At 68.7% G+C, this 18,557-nt stretch carries 16 protein-coding genes and 2 pseudogenes; 2 read left to right on the top strand and 16 right to left on the bottom strand.

The features are described from left to right. The 9 genes and pseudogenes from ACLML9_RS08445 to yajC all read right to left on the bottom strand — a co-directional run. A pseudogene (locus ACLML9_RS08445) lies at window positions 1-479 on the bottom strand (hypothetical protein); the annotation flags it as partial. Window positions 480-536: 57 nt separating this feature from the next. Further along, window positions 537-2,183 (bottom strand): cutinase family protein, encoded by a 1,647-nt coding sequence (locus ACLML9_RS08440; protein WP_411944964.1) that lies wholly within the window; start codon window positions 2,181-2,183, stop codon window positions 537-539. Between the two features lie 432 nt (window positions 2,184-2,615). Further along, window positions 2,616-5,012 carry a RelA/SpoT family protein gene (locus ACLML9_RS08435; protein ID WP_411944963.1) on the bottom strand — a complete coding sequence of 799 codons (2,397 nt, stop codon included), beginning with the start codon at window positions 5,010-5,012 and terminating at the stop codon, window positions 2,616-2,618. A gap of 176 nt (window positions 5,013-5,188) precedes the next feature. Next, window positions 5,189-6,158: pseudogene (locus ACLML9_RS08430) on the bottom strand (ATP-binding cassette domain-containing protein). A 185-nt stretch (window positions 6,159-6,343) separates the two neighbouring features. Then, complete coding sequence (locus ACLML9_RS08425) at window positions 6,344-6,850, bottom strand: adenine phosphoribosyltransferase (RefSeq protein WP_411944970.1); 507 nt, start codon at window positions 6,848-6,850, stop codon at window positions 6,344-6,346. Between the two features lie 96 nt (window positions 6,851-6,946). Further along, window positions 6,947-8,632: an ABC transporter substrate-binding protein gene (locus tag ACLML9_RS08420; RefSeq protein ID WP_411944962.1), complete on the bottom strand. Its 1,686-nt coding sequence runs from the start codon at window positions 8,630-8,632 to the stop codon at window positions 6,947-6,949. An 18-nt stretch (window positions 8,633-8,650) separates the two neighbouring features. After that, a complete protein-coding gene (gene secF, locus ACLML9_RS08415; RefSeq protein ID WP_411944961.1) occupies window positions 8,651-9,859 on the bottom strand; it encodes a protein translocase subunit SecF in 1,209 nt (402 codons plus the stop codon). Between the two features lie 2 nt (window positions 9,860-9,861). Further along, complete coding sequence (gene secD / locus ACLML9_RS08410; RefSeq protein WP_411944960.1) at window positions 9,862-11,736, bottom strand: protein translocase subunit SecD; 1,875 nt, start codon at window positions 11,734-11,736, stop codon at window positions 9,862-9,864. A gap of 104 nt (window positions 11,737-11,840) precedes the next feature. Beyond that, window positions 11,841-12,221 (bottom strand): preprotein translocase subunit YajC, encoded by a 381-nt coding sequence (yajC, locus tag ACLML9_RS08405; RefSeq protein ID WP_411944959.1) that lies wholly within the window; start codon window positions 12,219-12,221, stop codon window positions 11,841-11,843. A gap of 193 nt (window positions 12,222-12,414) precedes the next feature. Between yajC and ACLML9_RS08400 the strand changes: the two genes are divergently transcribed. Then, the gene (locus ACLML9_RS08400; RefSeq protein WP_356954736.1) at window positions 12,415-12,660 is read left to right on the top strand and encodes a DivIVA domain-containing protein; all 246 of its coding nucleotides are present in this window, start codon (window positions 12,415-12,417) and stop codon (window positions 12,658-12,660) included. A gap of 21 nt (window positions 12,661-12,681) precedes the next feature. On the opposite strand, the gene ruvB is transcribed toward ACLML9_RS08400, so the two are convergent. The 4 genes from ruvB to ACLML9_RS08380 all read right to left on the bottom strand — a co-directional run bounded on the left by ruvB (window position 12,682) and on the right by ACLML9_RS08380 (window position 15,564). After that, window positions 12,682-13,770, bottom strand: coding sequence for a Holliday junction branch migration DNA helicase RuvB (gene ruvB / locus ACLML9_RS08395; RefSeq protein WP_411944958.1), 1,089 nt, complete (start codon window positions 13,768-13,770; stop codon window positions 12,682-12,684). A gap of 6 nt (window positions 13,771-13,776) precedes the next feature. Beyond that, window positions 13,777-14,379, bottom strand: a complete 603-nt coding sequence (gene ruvA, locus ACLML9_RS08390) for a Holliday junction branch migration protein RuvA (RefSeq protein ID WP_411944957.1) — start codon at window positions 14,377-14,379, stop codon at window positions 13,777-13,779. Further along, window positions 14,376-14,945, bottom strand: a complete 570-nt coding sequence (gene ruvC, locus ACLML9_RS08385; protein ID WP_411944956.1) for a crossover junction endodeoxyribonuclease RuvC — start codon at window positions 14,943-14,945, stop codon at window positions 14,376-14,378. The genes ruvA and ruvC overlap by 4 nt, the downstream gene beginning before the upstream one ends. A 94-nt stretch (window positions 14,946-15,039) precedes the next feature. Beyond that, window positions 15,040-15,564, bottom strand: coding sequence for an O-acetyl-ADP-ribose deacetylase (locus ACLML9_RS08380; RefSeq protein ID WP_411944955.1), 525 nt, complete (start codon window positions 15,562-15,564; stop codon window positions 15,040-15,042). 244 nt (window positions 15,565-15,808) lie between these two features. On the opposite strand from ACLML9_RS08380, the gene ACLML9_RS08375 reads away from it, so the two are divergent. After that, window positions 15,809-16,168, top strand: a complete 360-nt coding sequence (locus ACLML9_RS08375) for an SRPBCC domain-containing protein (protein ID WP_411944954.1) — start codon at window positions 15,809-15,811, stop codon at window positions 16,166-16,168. Here the strand turns inward: ACLML9_RS08375 and ACLML9_RS08370 are convergent. The 3 genes from ACLML9_RS08370 to ACLML9_RS08360 form a co-directional block, all read right to left on the bottom strand. Next, window positions 16,165-16,920: a YebC/PmpR family DNA-binding transcriptional regulator gene (locus ACLML9_RS08370; protein WP_030521551.1), complete on the bottom strand. Its 756-nt coding sequence runs from the start codon at window positions 16,918-16,920 to the stop codon at window positions 16,165-16,167. The genes ACLML9_RS08375 and ACLML9_RS08370 overlap by 4 nt on opposite strands. A gap of 12 nt (window positions 16,921-16,932) precedes the next feature. Beyond that, window positions 16,933-17,595 (bottom strand): pyridoxal 5'-phosphate synthase glutaminase subunit PdxT, encoded by a 663-nt coding sequence (gene pdxT / locus ACLML9_RS08365; RefSeq protein ID WP_411944969.1) that lies wholly within the window; start codon window positions 17,593-17,595, stop codon window positions 16,933-16,935. 110 nt (window positions 17,596-17,705) lie between these two features. Continuing rightward, complete coding sequence (locus ACLML9_RS08360) at window positions 17,706-18,524, bottom strand: acyl-CoA thioesterase (RefSeq protein WP_411944953.1); 819 nt, start codon at window positions 18,522-18,524, stop codon at window positions 17,706-17,708. Window positions 18,525-18,557 lie beyond the last annotated feature (33 nt).

Genomic DNA, 18,557 nt, shown 5'->3' with positions numbered 1-18,557 from the left:
CCGGGGGTGCCGGGCGCCAGCACGTACAGGACCACGGCGGCGGCGATACCGAGCAGTATCACAGCGGCGAGAAGGACTCCGGCGGTACGGCGACGGCGGGCGCCGGGCTCGGCCCCGATATCACGGAGCCGGGCCGGGGTACGGCCGATCCGCGCCGGTTCGGTGAGCTCCTCGTCGTCGGCCCAGGGAAAACGCACCAGGTCCGCGTCCCGGTCGTCGCCGGGCGCGTCCACCCAGTCCGACCAGCCACCGGTGAATTCGGTGCGGCGACCGGACAGTTCGGCGGGCGCCGGATCGGGCCGGGCTGTCGCGCTGCCGGCCTCGGCGATGTAGTCGGGGTACCTGGCGGGGCCGTCGTCGGCCCCCGGGACGACCTCGCCGCCGGGCTCCGGCGCGCGAGGCGGCACATCCGTGTCGCGCGTCCCCTCCGGCTCCAGCGGACCGTACCATCGATCGAGCTTTTTGTAGGACTTCAACATTCCCCCATTCCCGTGGCGCCGGGCGCGTGATCTGGCATCATCGATCCCTCTCGGCGATCAGTTCACGGAGAACGAGTCGGTTTCGGTTGTACGGGGTGTGGGAGTGGTGGTCACCGGACCCTCCGGGGCACCATTGTTCACTCCTGTCCCAAAAGGGAATTGTCCCGTACCGGAGGGAGCGGGCGCAGGCGACGCGCCGGGATCGGCACCTGAGAATCCGTTCGGAGCGGGAACTCCACTGTCCGGCATGCTCGGGACCTGCGGTATCGCCTTTTCCGCGACGGGTTCGTTGCCGCTGCCGTGTACCGCGGCGAGATCTCGCGCGGCGGCGGCGAACCAGTCGGCGATGAAGCGGGTGGGCGCCTCACCGGTGGCCGAAATGGCCGCATTGCCATAGGCCTGGTGCCGCTGGATGGTGTCCCAGTAGCGCACCCATGTCGTGGTGTCGAGCAGGGCATGGTTGTCGGTGATGTTGTCGACGACCGCGTCGAAGGCCTGACTCACCAACCGGATACCGGTGGTGGGGGGAACGAGCTGCGGAACGGCGCCCAGCAGTTTGACTCCCAGCATCAGCAGCGCCGCCGGGGGATTCGCCAGGCCGGCGGTGGCCAGTTCGGCGATCGCCGTGGGGTTCAACACCGTACGGACCACGGTGACCACCGCGTTCAGCCCGATCATGCCCACTTTCAGCAGGGCTCGCATGGCGCCCGGAATATCCAGCGGGGTCCGTGGATCGGCGGCATCGGCCAGCCGTTCGGAGATCGACTTCTTCGGCGAGATGTTCAGCGTCGCCAGCGAGGTGCCCTGGATGTCCTCGTTGACCACCTTGGTGGCCGTTTTGATCGAGGTGAACGCCAGGGCCTGCGCGATCGAGGTGAGCGAGGCGATCGGATCGCCGCCGCTGAGCTTCATCTGCCCCACGACACCGGCCACCGCCTTGAGGATCGGCGCGCCCTCGGGGGCATCGCAGGCGAGATCGCCCGCGGCACAGAAACTGGCCACACGCCCGGTGAGCGCACCGAAATTCTCCGCGGTATCCCGATCGGGCGCGATACCGCCGCCGGTGGCCGGGGTCTGGTTCAGTGCCGCGATATGCCCGATCTCGGTGCCCTCGGTGCCGGGCGCGGGGTCGGGGTTGGCCTTGCCCGGCGCACCGGGGAACAGCGGGGCTCCGGCGTTGCGGGTCGGGTCACCGATCAAGGCGACGGCGGCGACCTTGTCGGCGGGCAGGCCGCCCTGCCCCTGGCCGATCTCCTGCGCGAAGACCGAGGCCACATGCGCGCCCTGCGAATACCCGACGATCGCGAAGCGGGTCTCCGGGCAGCGCTGCGCCACCGAACCCGCCATACTGCGCAGCCGGATCAGGCCGCCCTTCACCGAATCCGAATACGGTGTGGCGCTACCGCCGTCGACCCCGCCGAAGCTGGACTCGTACGGCACGTAGGCACGCTCGACCAGTCCCTGGTCGGGCGCCGCGGCCATGAGCGGCCGGAAGACGGTGGACAGCATGCCGGTATCGGTAGTGGGGGCGGCATCCGGCGAGGATTCGCCGGTGCCCTGGACCCCCAACGCGTACAGTGCCGGACACGACGTCACCGCGAGTTCGGTCGAGGGGCCCGCCGGATTCGGCGGTTGAGCGTACGCGGGAGCGGCGAGTGTGCCCGCTGCCGCCGTCGCCACAGCGACGGTGAATGCGATCAGCATCCCCGAGAATCTTGTGCATCCAGCCATAGCGACCCGCAATCAGTCCTACCGCAGTTACCGAGCGCGACGAAACGCAGTAAACGGTAACAGATTCCAGCTATGACCGCTGACGCGCCGAAGAGTTTACGCGACCCGCCAGCACGACCCGTATGTGACGCGGCGCGCCGAAGCCCGAACGTTATATTCTTCCGGCAACCGCGGAAGGGCTGCCAAGGCCCCGAAACACCTCCCGGGGCACCCTCTTCCCGTCTCGGTGAAGAGTGGACTTCGCAGGAGACCCACGCGGTCACCACAGGGACACCCGGAACACCGGCCGACGCCTGCGCACCGCTCGGCCGCCGGGACCACCACAGCGGGCACACACGTACACACGGCCACGGCGGACACCGTGGCACCCGGGAAGACGACGACCACAGCCGACGCAGGGGACGTTCAGGCGGCGGAAGTCACCCGGTACACGTCGTAGACACCTTCGACATTGCGGACAACATTCAGCAAATGCCCGAGATGCTTCGGATCACCCATCTCGAAGGTGAATTTACTGATCGCCACCCGGTCGCCATGGGTGGCCACCGACGCGGACAGGATGTTGACCTTCTCGTCGGCGAGCACCTTGGTGACATCGGAGAGCAGCCGGGTGCGGTCCAGCGCCTCGATCTGGATGGCCACCAGGAATACCGAATGCGGCGACGGCGCCCACTCCACCGCGATGATGCGTTCGGACTGGGCGCGCAGCGAATCGGCGTTGGTGCAGTCGACCCGGTGCACACTCACCGACCCGCCGCGGGTGACGAAACCCATGATCTCGTCGCCCGGTACGGGAGTGCAGCATTTGGCCAGCTTCGCGACGGTCCCCTCGGCACCCGGGATCAGTACGCCGGCATCACCGGTGAGCCGCTGCCGCGACGGTGTGGTGGACGGCGTGGACCGTTCGGCGAGTTCGTTCTCGACATCACCGATTCCGCCCAGCTGGGCCATGAGCCGCTGCACCACGTGGTGTGCGGAGACCTGATGTTCGCCGACGGCGGTGTAGAGCGCGGAGATATCGCTGTAGTGCAGTTCGTGGGCGACGGCGGTCATGGCGTCGACGCTCATCAACCGCTGCAGCGGCAGTCCGACGCGGCGGACCTCCTTGTTGATCTGTTCCTTGCCGCTCTCCAGTGCCTCTTCGCGACGCTCCTTGGCGAACCACTGCCGGATCTTTGCCTTGGCGCGTGGCGAGACGACGAAGGTCTGCCAGTCACGGCTGGGCCCGGCATTGGGCGCCTTGGAGGTGAAGACCTCGACGACCTCACCGTTCTCCAGCTGGCGTTCCAGCGCGACCAGCCGCCCGTTGACCCGGGCACCGATGCATTTGTGCCCGACCTCGGTGTGCACCGCGTAGGCGAAATCCACCGGAGTCGACTTCTGCGGCAGCGTGATCACATCACCCTTGGGGGTGAAGACGAAGATCTCGGGCGCCTTGAGGTCGAAGCGCAGCGATTCCAGGAACTCCGCCGGGTCGGCGGCCTCCCGCTGCCAGTCGAGCAGCTGCCGCATCCAGGCCATATCGTCGACCTCGGCGGCGTCCCCGGAATGGCGGCCCTTGGTCTCCTTGTAGCGCCAGTGCGCGGCGATCCCGAATTCGGCGGTCCGGTGCATATCGTGGGTGCGGATCTGTACCTCGAGTGGTTTACCGTCCGGGCCGACCACCGTCGTGTGCAGCGACTGGTAGACGCCGTAGCGGGGCTGAGCGATGTAGTCCTTGAACCGCCCGGCCATGGGCTGCCACAGCGAATGCACCACACCGACGGCGGCGTAGCAGTCGCGCACCTCGTCGCACAGGATCCGGATACCCACCAGGTCGTGGATATCGTCGAAATCCTTCCCCTTCACGATCATCTTCTGGTAGATCGACCAGTAGTGCTTGGGGCGGCCCTCGACGGTGGCCGGGATCCGGGACGCCGCGAGGGTGTTGACGATCTCCGCGCGCACCTTCGCGAGATAGGTGTCACGTGACGGCGCCCGGTCGGCGACCAAGCGGACGATCTCGTCGTATTTCTTGGGATGCAGGATTGCGAACGCGAGATCTTCCAGTTCCCATTTCACGGTGGCCATACCCAGCCGGTGCGCCAGCGGCGCGATCACCTCGAGGGTTTCGCGCGCCTTCTTGGCCTGCTTCTCCGGGGGCAGGAACCGCATGGTCCGCATATTGTGCAACCGGTCGGCGACCTTGATCACCAGGACACGCGGGTCACGCGCCATCGCGATGATCATCTTGCGGATGGTCTCGGCCTCCGCCGCGGCGCCCAGGTTCACCTTGTCCAGCTTGGTGACGCCGTCGACGAGGTGGGCCACCTCGGAACCGAAATCCGCGGTCAGCTGTTCGAGCGAGTACCCGGTGTCCTCGACGGTGTCGTGCAGCAGGGCCGCGACCAGGGTGGTGGTGTCCATCCCCAGCTCGGCCAGGATATTCGCGACGGCCAGCGGGTGGGTGATGTAAGGATCACCGGATTTGCGGAACTGGGTCGCGTGCCGCTCGTCGGCCACATCGAACGCCCGCTGCAGCTGGGTGAGATTGGCCTTCGGATACAGCTCGCGGTGCACCGTGGCCAGCGGCTCGAGCACCGGTTTGACCGCCGGAATGCCGCGCTGACCGGTCATCCGGCGGGCCAGCCGGGCCCGTACCCGGCGCGACGCCGAACTCGGTACCGCGCCGGAGGACCGGCCACCGTCGGGTTCGAGCGCGGGCTCCGGGCGCGAACCGGCGGCAGGGGCAGGGGTGGCGGCACCGTTCGACTGCGAACCGGACGTCTGCTCGACATTCGCCTCGCCCAGATGCTGAGTCATGCCACCACCTCTCCGTGCCGCGGCAGATCACCGCAACGTTCCAGACCACCAACTTTAACCCCCACAGCACCGTGGGAGACCCCCGCCGCAACACCATCGACATCGATCGATATCCCCGGCCACCCGGGAGAACGCCCGATCGCACCCCGGCGTTCCCCCGGCGGCGCGGTCGGGGGTCATTCCACCAGACCGGCCGGGGTCAGTTCCAATTGCCGGGTGACCCCGATCTCATCCAGGAACCGCTGATCATGACTCACCACCAGCAGCGCTCCCCGGTACGCGGCGAGCGCCTGCGTGAGATGGCCGAGACTCACCAGGTCGAGATTGTTGGTGGGTTCGTCCAGTATCAGCAGGCCGGGCCCGGGTTCGGCGAGCAGCAGAACAGCCAGCGCGGCCCGCAGCCGCTCGCCACCGGACAGGGCGGCGGCGGGCACATCGGCGGCGGCACCGCGGAACAGGAAGCGGGCGAGCCGGGCGCGGATCCGTTCCGGTGCGGCGTGCGGGGCGGCGTCGGATGGTGTCCATCCGCTCCAGCAGATCGCGGTCGTGGCCGACCACCACGACGGTCCCGGCGAACTGTGCGACCACCTCGTAGAGGCGGGTGCGGGCGGCCCGGTCGAGGTTGTTGGTGGGTTCGTCGAGCAACAGCACATCCGGTTCGGTCAGCAGTTGCGCGCCCAGACCGAGCAGTACGGTCTCGCCACCGGACAGCGTCGCCAGGCGGCGGTCCAGCTGCTGTACACCGTCGGCGAGGTAGCCGAGTCCCAGCCGGCCGAGCATCGCCACCGCGCGTTCTTCGATATCCCATTGCGCCCCGACGATGTCGAAATCGGTCTCGGCGCCGCTCCCGGACTCGATGCGATGCAACGCTTCGCGGATCCCGGCGATACCGAGTACCTCGTCGACGCGTCGACCGACGGCGAGCCCGAGATCCTGGCGCAGATAGCCCAGCTCCCCGGTCACGGTGATCGACCCGCGAGCGGGCAGCAGATCGCGCGCGACCAGCCGCAGCAGAGTGGATTTCCCGGCGCCGTTGGCTCCCACGAGCCCGATATGGCCCGCGGTGAGCACCGCGTCGAGCCCATCGAACACCGGAGTCCCGTCCGGCCAGGTGAACGAAAGATCGGAAAGAGAAATATCGGCCATGGCTGCCCCTGGAGGTATCGATGCGGAGGCGACGCGCAGAACGCGGGCCGCACGAGCGACTACCTCATGAGAGCAACGGCAGCTCCGATCCTCGGAAACAAGACTCCGGCGACGATACGCGCCGGCCACCACGGACGCCAGCACATTACGCACCTGGTCACAGTTCGGCTCGGGAGTCGAATGGCTTACACGGTGACGATCGATGTGACCGGGTACTCGCCCTGCCGGTCCCGGCCACCCAGCGCCTCGAGTTCCAGCACGACCGCGGCGGCCACCACCTCGGCCCCGGCATCGGCGAACAGGTCGGCTGCCGCGGCCAGCGTGCCGCCGGTCGCCAGGACATCGTCGAGTAGCAGGACGCGGCGACCCGCCAGCGCCACGCCGGTGGCCGGAATCTCCAGCGCCGCCGTACCGTATTCGAGTTCATACTCCCGCGTGATCACCGGCGGTGGGAGTTTGCCGCGCTTACGGACGGCCAGCACACCGGTTCCCAGTGTCGTGGCGACTCCGGCGCCGAGGAGGAAGCCCCGGGCATCGACCCCGGCCACCAAATCGGCATCCGGCGCCAGTGCGGCCAGACAGTCGACCACCGTGCGGAAGCCCTGGGGATCGGCGAAAACGGGGGTGAGATCGGCGAATCGCACCCCCGGCTCCGGGAAGTCGTCGGCCCAGCGGGTGTATCTGCGCACCATCGCGGCGGCCTGACCGGATCGCTCGGCCACCACGTCCGCGGGTTCGGCCGCCGCATGCTTGCTCATCGACACCTCCATGATCGGCTACCGCGCAGCTCAGCGCTGCAGGACCCATTGGTCCATATTCCAGCCGGACCCGGCCCGGGTGGGCCCCGCGACGGCGTTCTGCAGCCCTCCGCCGAAGGCGATGGTGCGCGGCGTCGCGAACAACGGAACGCTCGGCAGCTGTGCCCACAGCAGGTTCTCCGCCTCGGTGAGCAGATTCAGCTGATCTGCCGAGTTCTCTTCGGCCGCAAGCTGATCCGTGATCGCATCGTAACGGCCGCTGCGGAACCGACCGGCATTGAGTCCACTGCCGCTGCGCAGTCCGCTCACCGCGGCGACACCGTCGAGCGAACCGGCCGGACCGGGCAGTCCGCCGGGGCCGCCGAGAACCGCGTCCACCGCGCCGCCGGCCAGTTGCGCGGTGCCGAAGTCCGGGGTGCCGGCGTCCTCCACGGTGATCCCGGCCTGCCGGCAGGAGTCGGCGATCATCGATACGGTGCGCGCGCGGCGGGCATCCGGGGCGAGGTAGCCGACACGAACGGTGAGCTGCTTCTTCCCGGACTCGGCGAGCGCGGACTTCGCCCCGGCCACATCACCGCCGGCGAATGGATCGGCGGCGCCGGTCACCGCCGGGTAGAATGGCGAATCCGGCTGCACGGTACGCGAATCCGCGAGACCCGAACCCAGTCCGGTCTCCGGCGCCTCCGCTACCCGGCCCAGTTGGTCGAACAGCGCCTGGCGCGGCACACACAGCGCGAACGCGCGCCGCGCGGCATCGGTTTCGAAAACTCCACCCGTGCCGAGCACCAACTGCTCGACCCCGCGGCTGGGCTGCTGTTCGACCGCGAATGCGTCCAGGTTCAGGTCCGGCAGCGAGCCCGTACCGATATCGACCACCGAGACCGAACCGTCCGCGATATGGGCGGCGAGATCGGCCGGTTTCGGGTACACCACGATCCGGCCCGTGGCGGGGGCATCACCCCACCATCGTTCGTTGGCCACCAGGGCCAGTCCGTTGTCGAGATCGAACGAGTCGATCCGGTACGGCCCGGAGGACGGGAACGCGGTGATATCGAGATCACCGGGCGCCAGATTCCACCCGGTGTTCCAGAACTGGGCCAGCCGGTCCAGCGCGGGCCGGTCGTCGTTCTGGACGGCGGCGACGATATCGGGCACATTCGCGGCCTGGGACGCCACATGCGCGGGCATCAGTTCACCGGCGGCGAACAGGGTGCGCCAGGGCGAGTAGCGACGGCCCGGCCGGAACACCACCGTGCCGTCCTTGGACCCGGGCCGGCACTCCACCCGCTCGATCTCCTCGTAGCCGGCCGTGCTCGCCGAATCGAACCCGGGAAACCGGCCGCTGCGTGCGGCCCAGGTGAACACCAGGTCGTCGCATGAGGTGGGGACCCCGTCGGAATAGACACCCGCGGGGTTCAGCCGGTACTGGATGGTCTGCGCCTCCCCCGGCACCTCCTTGGCCGACCCGGTATCGCTATCGGCGATCGGCTGCCCGTCGGGACCGGTGTAGAAAAAGCCGGTGAGCACCCGGCCGAACACCGCCTGGGCCGCGGCCGCCCCGGCGGTGGTCCCGCCGTTGTAGCTGGTGACGGTGGTGTCGACGGCGTAGCCGATCGACGGCACCTTGTCCTTGCCGGAACATCCGGCCGCCAGTCCGGCCGCCGCGGCCGTGGCCGCGAGCAGCGCGATCGTCCGGCGCAGAGATGAGTGTCGCATCGAACTACCCCTCGTCTGTCAGTGCCGCCTCTGTCGTTTTCCGGTGGGGCGGGCGCCGGGCGGAGGCCCGCCGGGCCCGGTCCTGCGTGGGTTGCGCTGATCCAGGTCTTCGGGTGCGCCCGCGGGGCGCCGGCCGGGTGCCGCCGCGGGCCGGTCGGCACGGGGGACGGGCCGTCCGCTCGCCTGCGCCGCGCGCCGCGCGTGCACCTTCTTCGTATGCGCCGCCACCGGACCCCAGCGTTCCTTGATGGATACCAGCAGCGGAGTCGCGAAGAAGATCGACGAGTAGGCGCCGACCAGGGTGCCGACGAGCTGCACCAGCGCCAGATCCTGCAGTGTGCCGACCCCCAGCATCCACACCGCGATCACCATCAGGCCGATGATGGGCAGCGCGCCGATGAGGGTGGTGTTGATGGAACGCATCAGGGTCTGGTTGATGGCCAGGTTCGCCTGTTCCCCGTAGGTGCGCCGGCTCGTGTGCAGCACCCCGCGGGTATTCTCCTCGACCTTGTCGAAGACGACGACCGAGTCGTAGAGCGAGAACCCGAGGATGGTGAGCATGCCGATCACCATCGCGGGGGTCACCTCGAAGCCGACCAGCGAATACACCCCGGCCGTGACCAGCATGTCGAAGACCAGGGCGGCCAGCGCCGCCAAGGCCATATCGCGTTCGTAGCGGATACCGATGTAGACGCTGACCAGTACCAGGAACACTGCCAGCGCGATCAGCGCCTGCCTGGTGATCTGCCCGCCCCAGGTCTCGCTGACATCGGAGGCGCTGATGGCGTTGCGGCTGGGGTTCCCGCTGTCGTCGCGCGGCTGGAACTGGTCGAACAGCGCGGTCTGCAGGGCGCCGAGCTGTTCGGCATCCAGTGTCTCCGAACGGATCAGGATGGTCTTGCCGGCGCCGGTACCCACGGTCTGCACCGATTCGGGCGCCGAACCGATGGTGTCGCTGTAGACCGTCTCCACCTGCTCGGTGGTGACATCACCGGCCGGCAGCTGGATACGGGAGCCGCCGACAAAATCGATACCGAAGGTGAAACCGCGCACCGCCATGCTGAGCAGGCAGACCAGCACGATCGCGGCGGTGATCAGGTACCAGCGGCGGCGGTTGCCGACCACATCGAGTACACCGGTGCCGGTGTAGAGGCGGTTCAACCAGCTGTGCCGGGCGCCGGAGGGGCGCGGCGCGGCGGGTTTGTCCATCGTCACGGGGCTGTTCATCGTCACGCCTTCCCGACCGCGGCCTCGGCCGCCTTGCGTTCCCGGGCGAGCTCCTGCATCGCACCGAGCCCGTTCACCGACGGTTTGGCCCAGAAAGTGGACCGGGAGGCCAGGTGGACCAGGGGTGCCGTCACCAGGACCACGACCACCACGTCGAGGATGGTGGTCAAACCGAGCGTGAACGCGAAGCCGCGCACCTGGCCGACGGCCAGCGCGTACAACACGGCGGCCGCGATGAAGCTGACGGCGTTACCGGACAGGATGGTCTTGCGCGCGCGCTGCCAGCCGCGTGGTACCGCCGACCGGAAACTTCGTCCCTCCCGCATCTCGTCCTTGATGCGTTCGAAGAACACGACGAACGAGTCGGCGGTCATACCGATACCGATGATCAAACCGGCGATACCGGCCAGGTCCAGGGTGAACCCGATCCAGCGGCCGAGCAGAACCATGATCCCGTACACCGCGAAACCGGACCCGATCAGCGACAATGCCGTGAGGAATCCGAGCATGCGGTAGTAGACCAGACAGTAGATCAGCACCGCGACCAGGCCGACGGCCCCGGCGAGCAGGCCCGCCTTCAGCGAGGACAGCCCGAGAGTCGCCGACACCGTCTCGGCTTCGGAGGTCTGGAACGACAGCGGCAGCGAACCGTACTTCAGCGTGTTCGCCAGTTCCTTGGCGCTGGCCGCGTTGAAATCACCGGAGATCGAGGTGCGTCCGCCCAGCTGGGGGCCCTGCTGGACCACGGGTGCGCTGACCACCTCCGAATCGAGGACGAAGGCGACCCGCTGCTGCACGTACTCACCGGTGAGCGAGGCCCAGGCATCGCTACCGCTGCCCTTGAACTCGAGGTTGACCTCGTGCCGTGCCTGCTCGGTGTTCAAGCCGGAGGTCGCGTCGGCGATCTCCTGCCCGTCGATCCGGCTCTTGTCGAGCAGGAACACCTCTTTACCGTCGGTGGAGCAGGTGACCAGCGGCAGGTTCGGATCGTCGTTGCCGGCGAGCGGATCGGCGGCGGTGCAGTTCAGGGATGCCATGGCGAGCTGCTGGGTGGTGGGATCGGTGCTCTGCCGGATGGCCTTGGCCATCTCGATCTCCTGCTGCGCCCGTTCCTGCGGGCTCAGCGCTCCCTGGGCGGGAGTGGCCGGCGAAGCGTTCGGATCCTGCGGAGCGGGAGCCGGAGTGGTCTCGGCGGGCGCCGAAGGTTCGGCGGGCGGTTCACCGGGTGCCTGAGCCGGATGGACATCGACCTCGCTCTCCGGCAAGGGCGCGGCGGCGGGGGTCTCCTCGGCCGGTGCGGTGGCGCCGGTATCGGGAACCGTACCGTCCTGAGCGCCGGTATCGGGCGTGGTGCCCGCATCGGGAGCGGTGCCCTCCGCACCGGTACCGGGTACCGCGCCCTCCGCGCCGGCCGGTGCGGGAGCGGGCTCGGGCGCCGGGGTGGTCTGGCCAGGGGCCGGGGTGGCGCCGCCCGGGGCCGGCTGCTGCGCGCTCGGCGCCGGCGCAGCGTTCAGGACCGGCCGGATGTACAGCTTGGCGGTGCTCGCCAGGGTGCGGGCCTGCTGGCTGTCCTCGCCCGGGACGGTGATGACCAGGTTGTCCCCGTCGATCACGACCTCGGATCCGGAGACACCGAGACCGTTGACCCGGTTCTCGATGATCTCCTGTGCCTTGGCGAGACTGTCCTTGCTGGGCCGGTTCCCGTCGGGCGTTCGCGCGGTCAGGGTGACCCGGGTACCACCCTGCAGGTCGATGCCGAGTTTGGGTGTCGGTGATTTGTCACCGGTGAAGAACACCAGCGCGTAGATCGCGGCCACCAGCACGCCGAACAAGGCGAGCCAGCGGAATTGGTGCGCCGATCCCTGGGACGGTGGCACAGGTCGTCATCTCCTAGGCGGAAGTTCTGGGTGGAACGGCCACGGCACATGCCTATACCACCGGTTGCCCGGGATATCCGGTTCCGGTGGCCGGGCCGTGGTGATCAGTCCTTGGTCAGCCGGGTTTCGGTCTGTGCCGGGGTCTCCTCGGCGGCGGCCGCGGCGGGGGCGCCGGCGGAGTCGGTCGACTCGGCGCCCACAGTGCTGTCACCAGCGGTTTCGTCGTCGGTATCGTCGACGCGCACGTCGCGGACGGCCGCACGCAGCCAGGTGGTCACGACATCCTCGGCGATCTCGAGATCGACACTGGTGTCGTCGGCGTCGACCACGGTGCCGTACAGGCCCGAGGTGGTGGTGACCCGGTCACCGACCTTCAGACTGTCCTGCATCTGGGCGACTTTGTCGGCCTCTTTCTTCTGGCGGCGCATGCCTAGGAACATCGGCACCAGCAGCGCGACCAGTATGAGCGGAAACAGCAGATCCATGGTCGAAGTCAGTTCCTGATCTGGGTGGGGAGGGGGACAGGTACGCACACAGTCTGCCAGTTCTTCGGATCCGCGCCACACCCGCACGCCCGAACACGCGGTGTCCGGGTGGCGCCGGGGGTGGGCCGGTGGCACATCACACCCTCCGGTGAACACCCGGCGGGCAACGGCCGGCCCCACGGATAATCGATGGATGACCCCAGAGGAAGTTCACGAGATCACTTTCGCGCGAGCGCCGTTCGGACGCCGGGGCTATCGGGAGCAGGATGTCGACGAACTGCTGGACCTCGTGGCCGCCGCCCTGCAGAACCGCGTCCCGCTGACCGGCGAGATCCTGAATCGCGGTTTCCGGGCGCCCTCGGGTGTGTTCGGGCGCGGCTACCACCCGGATCAGGTGGATGCCTTCGTGGAGCGGGTGCGGCGTGAATTCGGTCTCTGACCGGACGGCGGGCGCCGCCCCTCACTCGAACAGATCGAGTGTCGGGTGGGGTTCCCGGCTCCGGACCTCCAGCCCGCCGAAAGCCAGGTCGGGGGGCGGCGTGAGACCCAGATGTGTCCAGGCGGCCGCGGTCGCCACCCGGCCGCGCGGGGTCCGTGCGACCATCCCGGCCCGCACCAGGAACGGTTCGCACACCTCCTCGACCGTGGCCGGTTCCTCACCGACCGCCACGGCCAGCGTCGACACACCCACCGGTCCCCCGCCGAAACCCCGGACCAGGGCGCCCAGCACGGCGCGGTCGAGCCGGTCCAGGCCCATCGGGTCGACGTCGTAGACCTCGAGCGCCGCCCGGGCGACCGCCAGGGTGATCAGGCCGTCGGCCCGGACCTCGGCGTAGTCGCGCACCCGGCGCAACAGCCGGTTGGCGATCCGGGGCGTCCCCCGGGAGCGGCCCGCGATCTCGGCGGCGGCATCGGTATCGATGCCCAGGCCGAGGATCTGCGCGGAGCGTTGCAGGATGAGCAGCAGCTCGTCGGGCTCGTAGAAGTCCATATGGCCGGTGAAACCGAACCGGTCGCGGAGCGGGCCGGTGAGCGCACCCGAGCGGGTGGTGGCGCCCACCAGGGTGAACGGCGCGATATCGAGCGGGATCGAGGTCGCGCCCGGTCCCTTGCCGACCACCACGTCGACCCGGAAATCCTCCATCGCCAGATAGAGCATCTCCTCGGCGGGCCGGGCCATACGGTGGATCTCGTCGATGAACAGCACGTCCCCGGCGACCAGGTTGCTGAGCATGGCGGCCAGATCACCCGCGCGTTCCAGGGCCGGACCGGAGGTGATGCGCAACGCGGTGCCGAGTTCGGTGGCGATGATCATCGCCAGGCTCGTCTTACCCAGCCCCGGGGGACCCGACAGCAGGATGTGGTCGGGTGTACCGCCCCGCGCCCGGGCGCCGCGCAGCACCAGGGCGAGTTGTTCCCGCACCCGCGGCTGACCGATGAAACCGTCCAGCGATGTAGGACGCAGTCCGGAGTCGGTATCACCGTCGGAGGCGAGATAGCCGGCACTGACCGGCGATTCCGGCGAGGTCTGGTCGTCGTCGTATTCCATTACGGCCTAACGATTCCTGCCCAGTGTCCCGAGCGCGGCACGCAATGCCGCCGATGTACCGGCGTCGGGATTCTCGGCCAGTACCGCGTCCACGGCCGGCTCGGCCTGTTTGAGCGGGAACCCGAGGCCGGTGAGCGCCTCCACTACCTGATCGCGGACCGGCGTGGATACCGGCGCGACAACGGCCGCGCGGTCCGCCGGTACGGGGACCAGGTTCACCTTGTCCCGAAGTTCCACGACCATCCGCTCGGCCCCGCGCTTGCCGATGCCCGGCACCCGGGTGAGGGCGGCGATATCGCCCGCGGCCAGCGCCTTGCGCAGCGCCTCGGGTTCCAGCACCGCCAGCACCGCCATGGCCAGCCGCGGACCCACCCCGGACACGGTCTGCAACAGACCGAACAGCTCGCGCGACTCGGTATCGGCGAACCCGTAGAGGGTCATCGCGTCCTCGCGCACGATCAACGCGGTGAACAGCGTGGCCTCCGCACCGCGGGTGAGACCGGCCAGGGTCGCGGGGGTGGCGTTGAGCCGGTATCCGACGCCCGACGCCTCCAGCACCACATGATCGAGGGCGAGTTCGAGGACTTCGCCGCGTATGGACGCGATCACCCGCGTACCGCCTTCCGCTGCTGTTCCAGTCGTTGTGTGTACTGCTGCCGGGCCCGTTCGGCCAGGGCTTCGGCCCGTGCCATCCGCTCCAGCAGCGGCGCCCGCCAGCAGTGGCAGATGGCGAGCGCCAGCGCGTCGGCGGCATCGGCCGGTTTCGGCGGGGTCGCGAGCCCGAGAATCCGGGTGACCATCGCGGTCACCTGTTTCTTGTCCGCACCGCCGTTACCGGTGACGGCCGCCTTCACCTCACTGGGAGTATGGAACATGACCGGGATATCGCGGCGCGCGGCCGCCAGTGCGATGACCCCGCCCGCCTGCGCGGTGCCCATGGCGGTGCGCACATTGAGCTGCGCGAACACCCGCTCGATCGCCACCACCTCGGGACGGTGGGTTTCCATCCACTCCTCGGCGGCGTCGGAGATCCGCAGCAGTCGCCGGGCCAGGTCCATCTCGGCCGGTGTGCGGACCACATCCACCGCGATCGCCCGCACGGTGCGCCCTGCGCCCCCCTCGACCATGCTCACCCCACACCGGGTGAGCCCGGGGTCGACGCCCATCACCCGCACCGACGAATCCCTTCCCAGAACGAACAGTTGTTCGAAGTCTAGTGCAGGACCGGGTATCTGGGCGCCAGGGACACGGACCCGGGTCGCCGGGGGCTCAGCGACCCAGCTGCGCTGCGAAGATGTCGTACGCGGCGGCGTCGTAGAGCACGAACCGCACTTCCTCGACCCGGGTCGCGGTGGCGTGGACGGTGTCGATCGCGATCCGGGCCCCGTCCTCCATCGGCCAGCGGTACACACCGGTGGAGATCGCCGGGAACGCGACCGTCCGCGCGCCCAGTTCGTCCGCGACCCGCAGTGATTCGCGATAGCAGGAGGCCAGCAGCGGGGCGAGCTGGGCCGCACGGCCGCCGCGGGCCGACCACACCGGGCCGACCGTATGGATGACCCACCGGGCCGGCAGGTCACCGGCCGTGGTCGCCACCGCCTGCCCGGTGGGCAGTCCGCGGGGGTAGTCCGTCTCCCGCAGCCGCCGGCATTCGGCCAGGATCGCGGGTCCGCCGCGCCGGTGTATCGCACCGTCCACACCCCCGCCGCCGAGCAGCTCCGAGTTGGCGGCATTGACCACCGCGTCGACCTGCTGCTCGGTGATATCCCCGTGCACGAGAGTCACAGCGACCATGCCGCCATTGTGCCGCCGCCCGCCGTCCCTCCCCCCGGTGGCACGCCCGCGCTCCCCCGATCGATACCTGCATGTCCCGGCACTACCGCCGGTCATCCGTGACATACCCGAGTCGACCTCTGGACAGAAGCGTAACCAACTGGTTACGTTTTACCCACGATCTGGTCCTCACCCGGACCTATCGCGCACCCATCCGTATGGGCCAGTATCACCGAATCCGAGCGCACCGCCCGCTGGTCGGGCCGTGGCAGGACCGGGAGCGGGCCGGACGATACGGGTGCGGTTGTCCTACGAAGAGGGGCAGCCGTGGAGCGAATACACCGTCGACGCGTGCGAGCCGCCACGTCACCTCGCCCTGCGCGCCGTCGACGAGCACGGCAGCCGGCATCTCGAGGTCACGCTCACCGAACACGAGGGGCGGACCGAGCTCATCTTCGTCCACCACCTGGTTTCGCCCGAACAGCTGCCCGAGATCGGGCCCGGCCGGGATTACTACCTGGACGCACTCGGGGCGTCACGCACCGATTCGCGACGCCCCGACTTCGACGACTACTACCCCGCCCTGCGGGGCCACTACACCGCACTCACGGGTCGGTACAGTTAGTCGGCGTCCAGTTCGGCCAGCACCTCGTCGGAGATGTCGACATTGGTGTAGACGTTCTGGACGTCGTCGCTGTCCTCCAGCGCGTCGACCAGTTTGAACACCTTGCGGGCACCGTCCGCGTCGACCGCGACGCTCACCGACGGCTGGAAACCGGATTCGGCGGAGTCGTAGTCGATATCGGACGACTGCAGCGCCTTCCGTACCTCGATCAGGTCGCCGGGCTCGCTGATGATCTCGAAGGATTCACCGAGGTCGTTGACCTCCTCGGCGCCGGCGTCCAGCACCGCCATCAGCACATCGTCCTCGGACAGACCGTTCTTCTCCAGGGTGACGATGCCCTTACGGTGGAACAGGTAGGACACCGATCCCGGATCGGCCATGTTCCCGCCGTTGCGGGTCATGGCGACGCGGACCTCACCGGCAGCCCGGTTGCGGTTGTCGGTGAGGCATTCGATCAGGACGGCGACACCATTGGGGCCGTAGCCCTCGTACATGATGGTCTGCCAGTCGGCGCCGCCGGCTTCCTCGCCGCCGCCGCGTTTACGTGCCCGCTCGATATTGTCGTTGGGAACCGACGATTTCTTGGCCTTCTGGATGGCGTCGAACAGCGTCGGGTTGCCTTCCGGATCGCCACCGCCGGTCCGGGCCGCCACCTCGATGTTCTTGATCAGCTTGGCGAAGAGCTTGCCACGCTTAGCATCGATCGCCGCCTTCTTGTGCTTGGTGGTGGCCCATTTGGAGTGGCCGCTCATTCCCTACTTCCTTCAGGTCGATGGCACGGTATCGTTCGACAACGCTACGCCACGGACCAGATCGACGAACATTCGGTGCACACGGTGATCACCGGTGACTTCCGGGTGGAAGGCCGTGGCCACCACGCGGCCCTGCCGGACGGCGACGATCCGGCCGGCGGCCGGACCGCTCGGCACCCGGGCCAGCACCTCCACCCCGTCACCGGCCCGTTCGACCCACGGCGCGCGGATGAATACCGCCCGGACCGGGTCGCCGGGCAGCCCGGCGAATTCGATATCGGTTTCGAACGAGTCGACCTGACGCCCGAAAGCGTTGCGGCGCACCGTCATATCGATTCCGTCGAGATGTTTCGCATCGGCGCGGGTGTCGAGCACCTCGCTCGCCAGCAAGATCATCCCGGCGCAGGACCCGAACGCCGGCATCCCGGCGCGCAGCCGGGCGCGCACCGGTTCGAGCAGTTCGAAGATCTCGAGCAGTTTGCTGATCGCCGTGGACTCCCCGCCGGGCAGGACCAGCGCGTCGACGGCGGCCAGTTCGTCCGGGCGGCGGACCAGAACCGGGCGGGCACCGCAGTCGGCGAGCACCGCGATATGTTCCCGGACATCGCCCTGCAGGGCCAGCACGCCGATGGTGGGCTGGTCGGGCGCGGCACCGGCATCCGGTGCGGCCGCCACTTCGGGGGACACCGCAGACTCGTTCACGTGTGCGAGCTTACGAGCCGGACCGGTGTGCGCGGGGTCACGCCGCTTCCGGACGGACCCCCGGCGGCCGCAGACCGTCCCGGCTAGGAACGCAGTGTCCGGATCAGGCCCTCCTGCACCACCGCGGCCACCAGCCGGCCGTCGCGATCGAAGATCTTCCCGCCGGTCAGGGCCCGGCCGAACCCGGCAGACGGCGACGACTGGTCGTAGAGCAGCCAGTCATCGGTGCGGAAGGGGCGCAGGAACCACATCGCGTGATCGAGCGAGGCGTTCTGGGTGGGCTCGTCGGGATGGGTGACCTTGGACGAGCCGAGCAGCGTCATATCGCTCATATAGGCGAGCGTGCACACATGGAACAGCGGATCATCGGGCAGCGGATGCCGATAGCGGAACCACACCTGCTGCGGGGAGACGACCCCGGGCCGCTTGGTCACCTGCTCTTGCGGCACGGGACGGATATCCCAGTGCTCCCATTCCCGCATGGCCCACAGCCGCTCGGGATCCATACTGGTCGCGGCACCGGGAAGATCGTTCGGCGGCTCCACATCGGCCATCTCGTCCTGATGCGACGGGCCCTCGTCCCCGATATGGAAGGACGCCGACATGGTGAATATCGCGGCACCGTCCTGCACCCCGGTGACGCGGCGGGTGCAGAAGGAGCGACCGTCCCGGATCCGGTCCACCAGGTAGACGGTGGGCGCCCCGGGATTGCCGGGCCGCAAGAAGTAGCCGTGCAGCGAATGGACCTGGAACCGCGGCTCCACCGTGCGCACCGCCGCCACCAGCGCCTGGCCCGCCACCTGGCCGCCGAACGTACGCGGCAGCTGGGTCTTGGGGGACGCGCCGCGGAAGATATCCCGCTCGAGGCGTTCGATCTCCAGTGCCTCTTCGATAGTCGCCATCCGCCGACATTATCCCGAGCCCCCGTTTTTCCA

The organism is Nocardia sp. NPDC002869 (assembly GCF_046764065.1).
Taxonomy (GTDB): Bacteria; Actinomycetota; Actinomycetes; order Mycobacteriales; family Mycobacteriaceae; genus Nocardia; species Nocardia rhamnosiphila.
The sequence above is the reverse complement of the archived record's forward strand: the minus strand, read 5'-3'. Positions and strand labels throughout refer to the sequence as shown.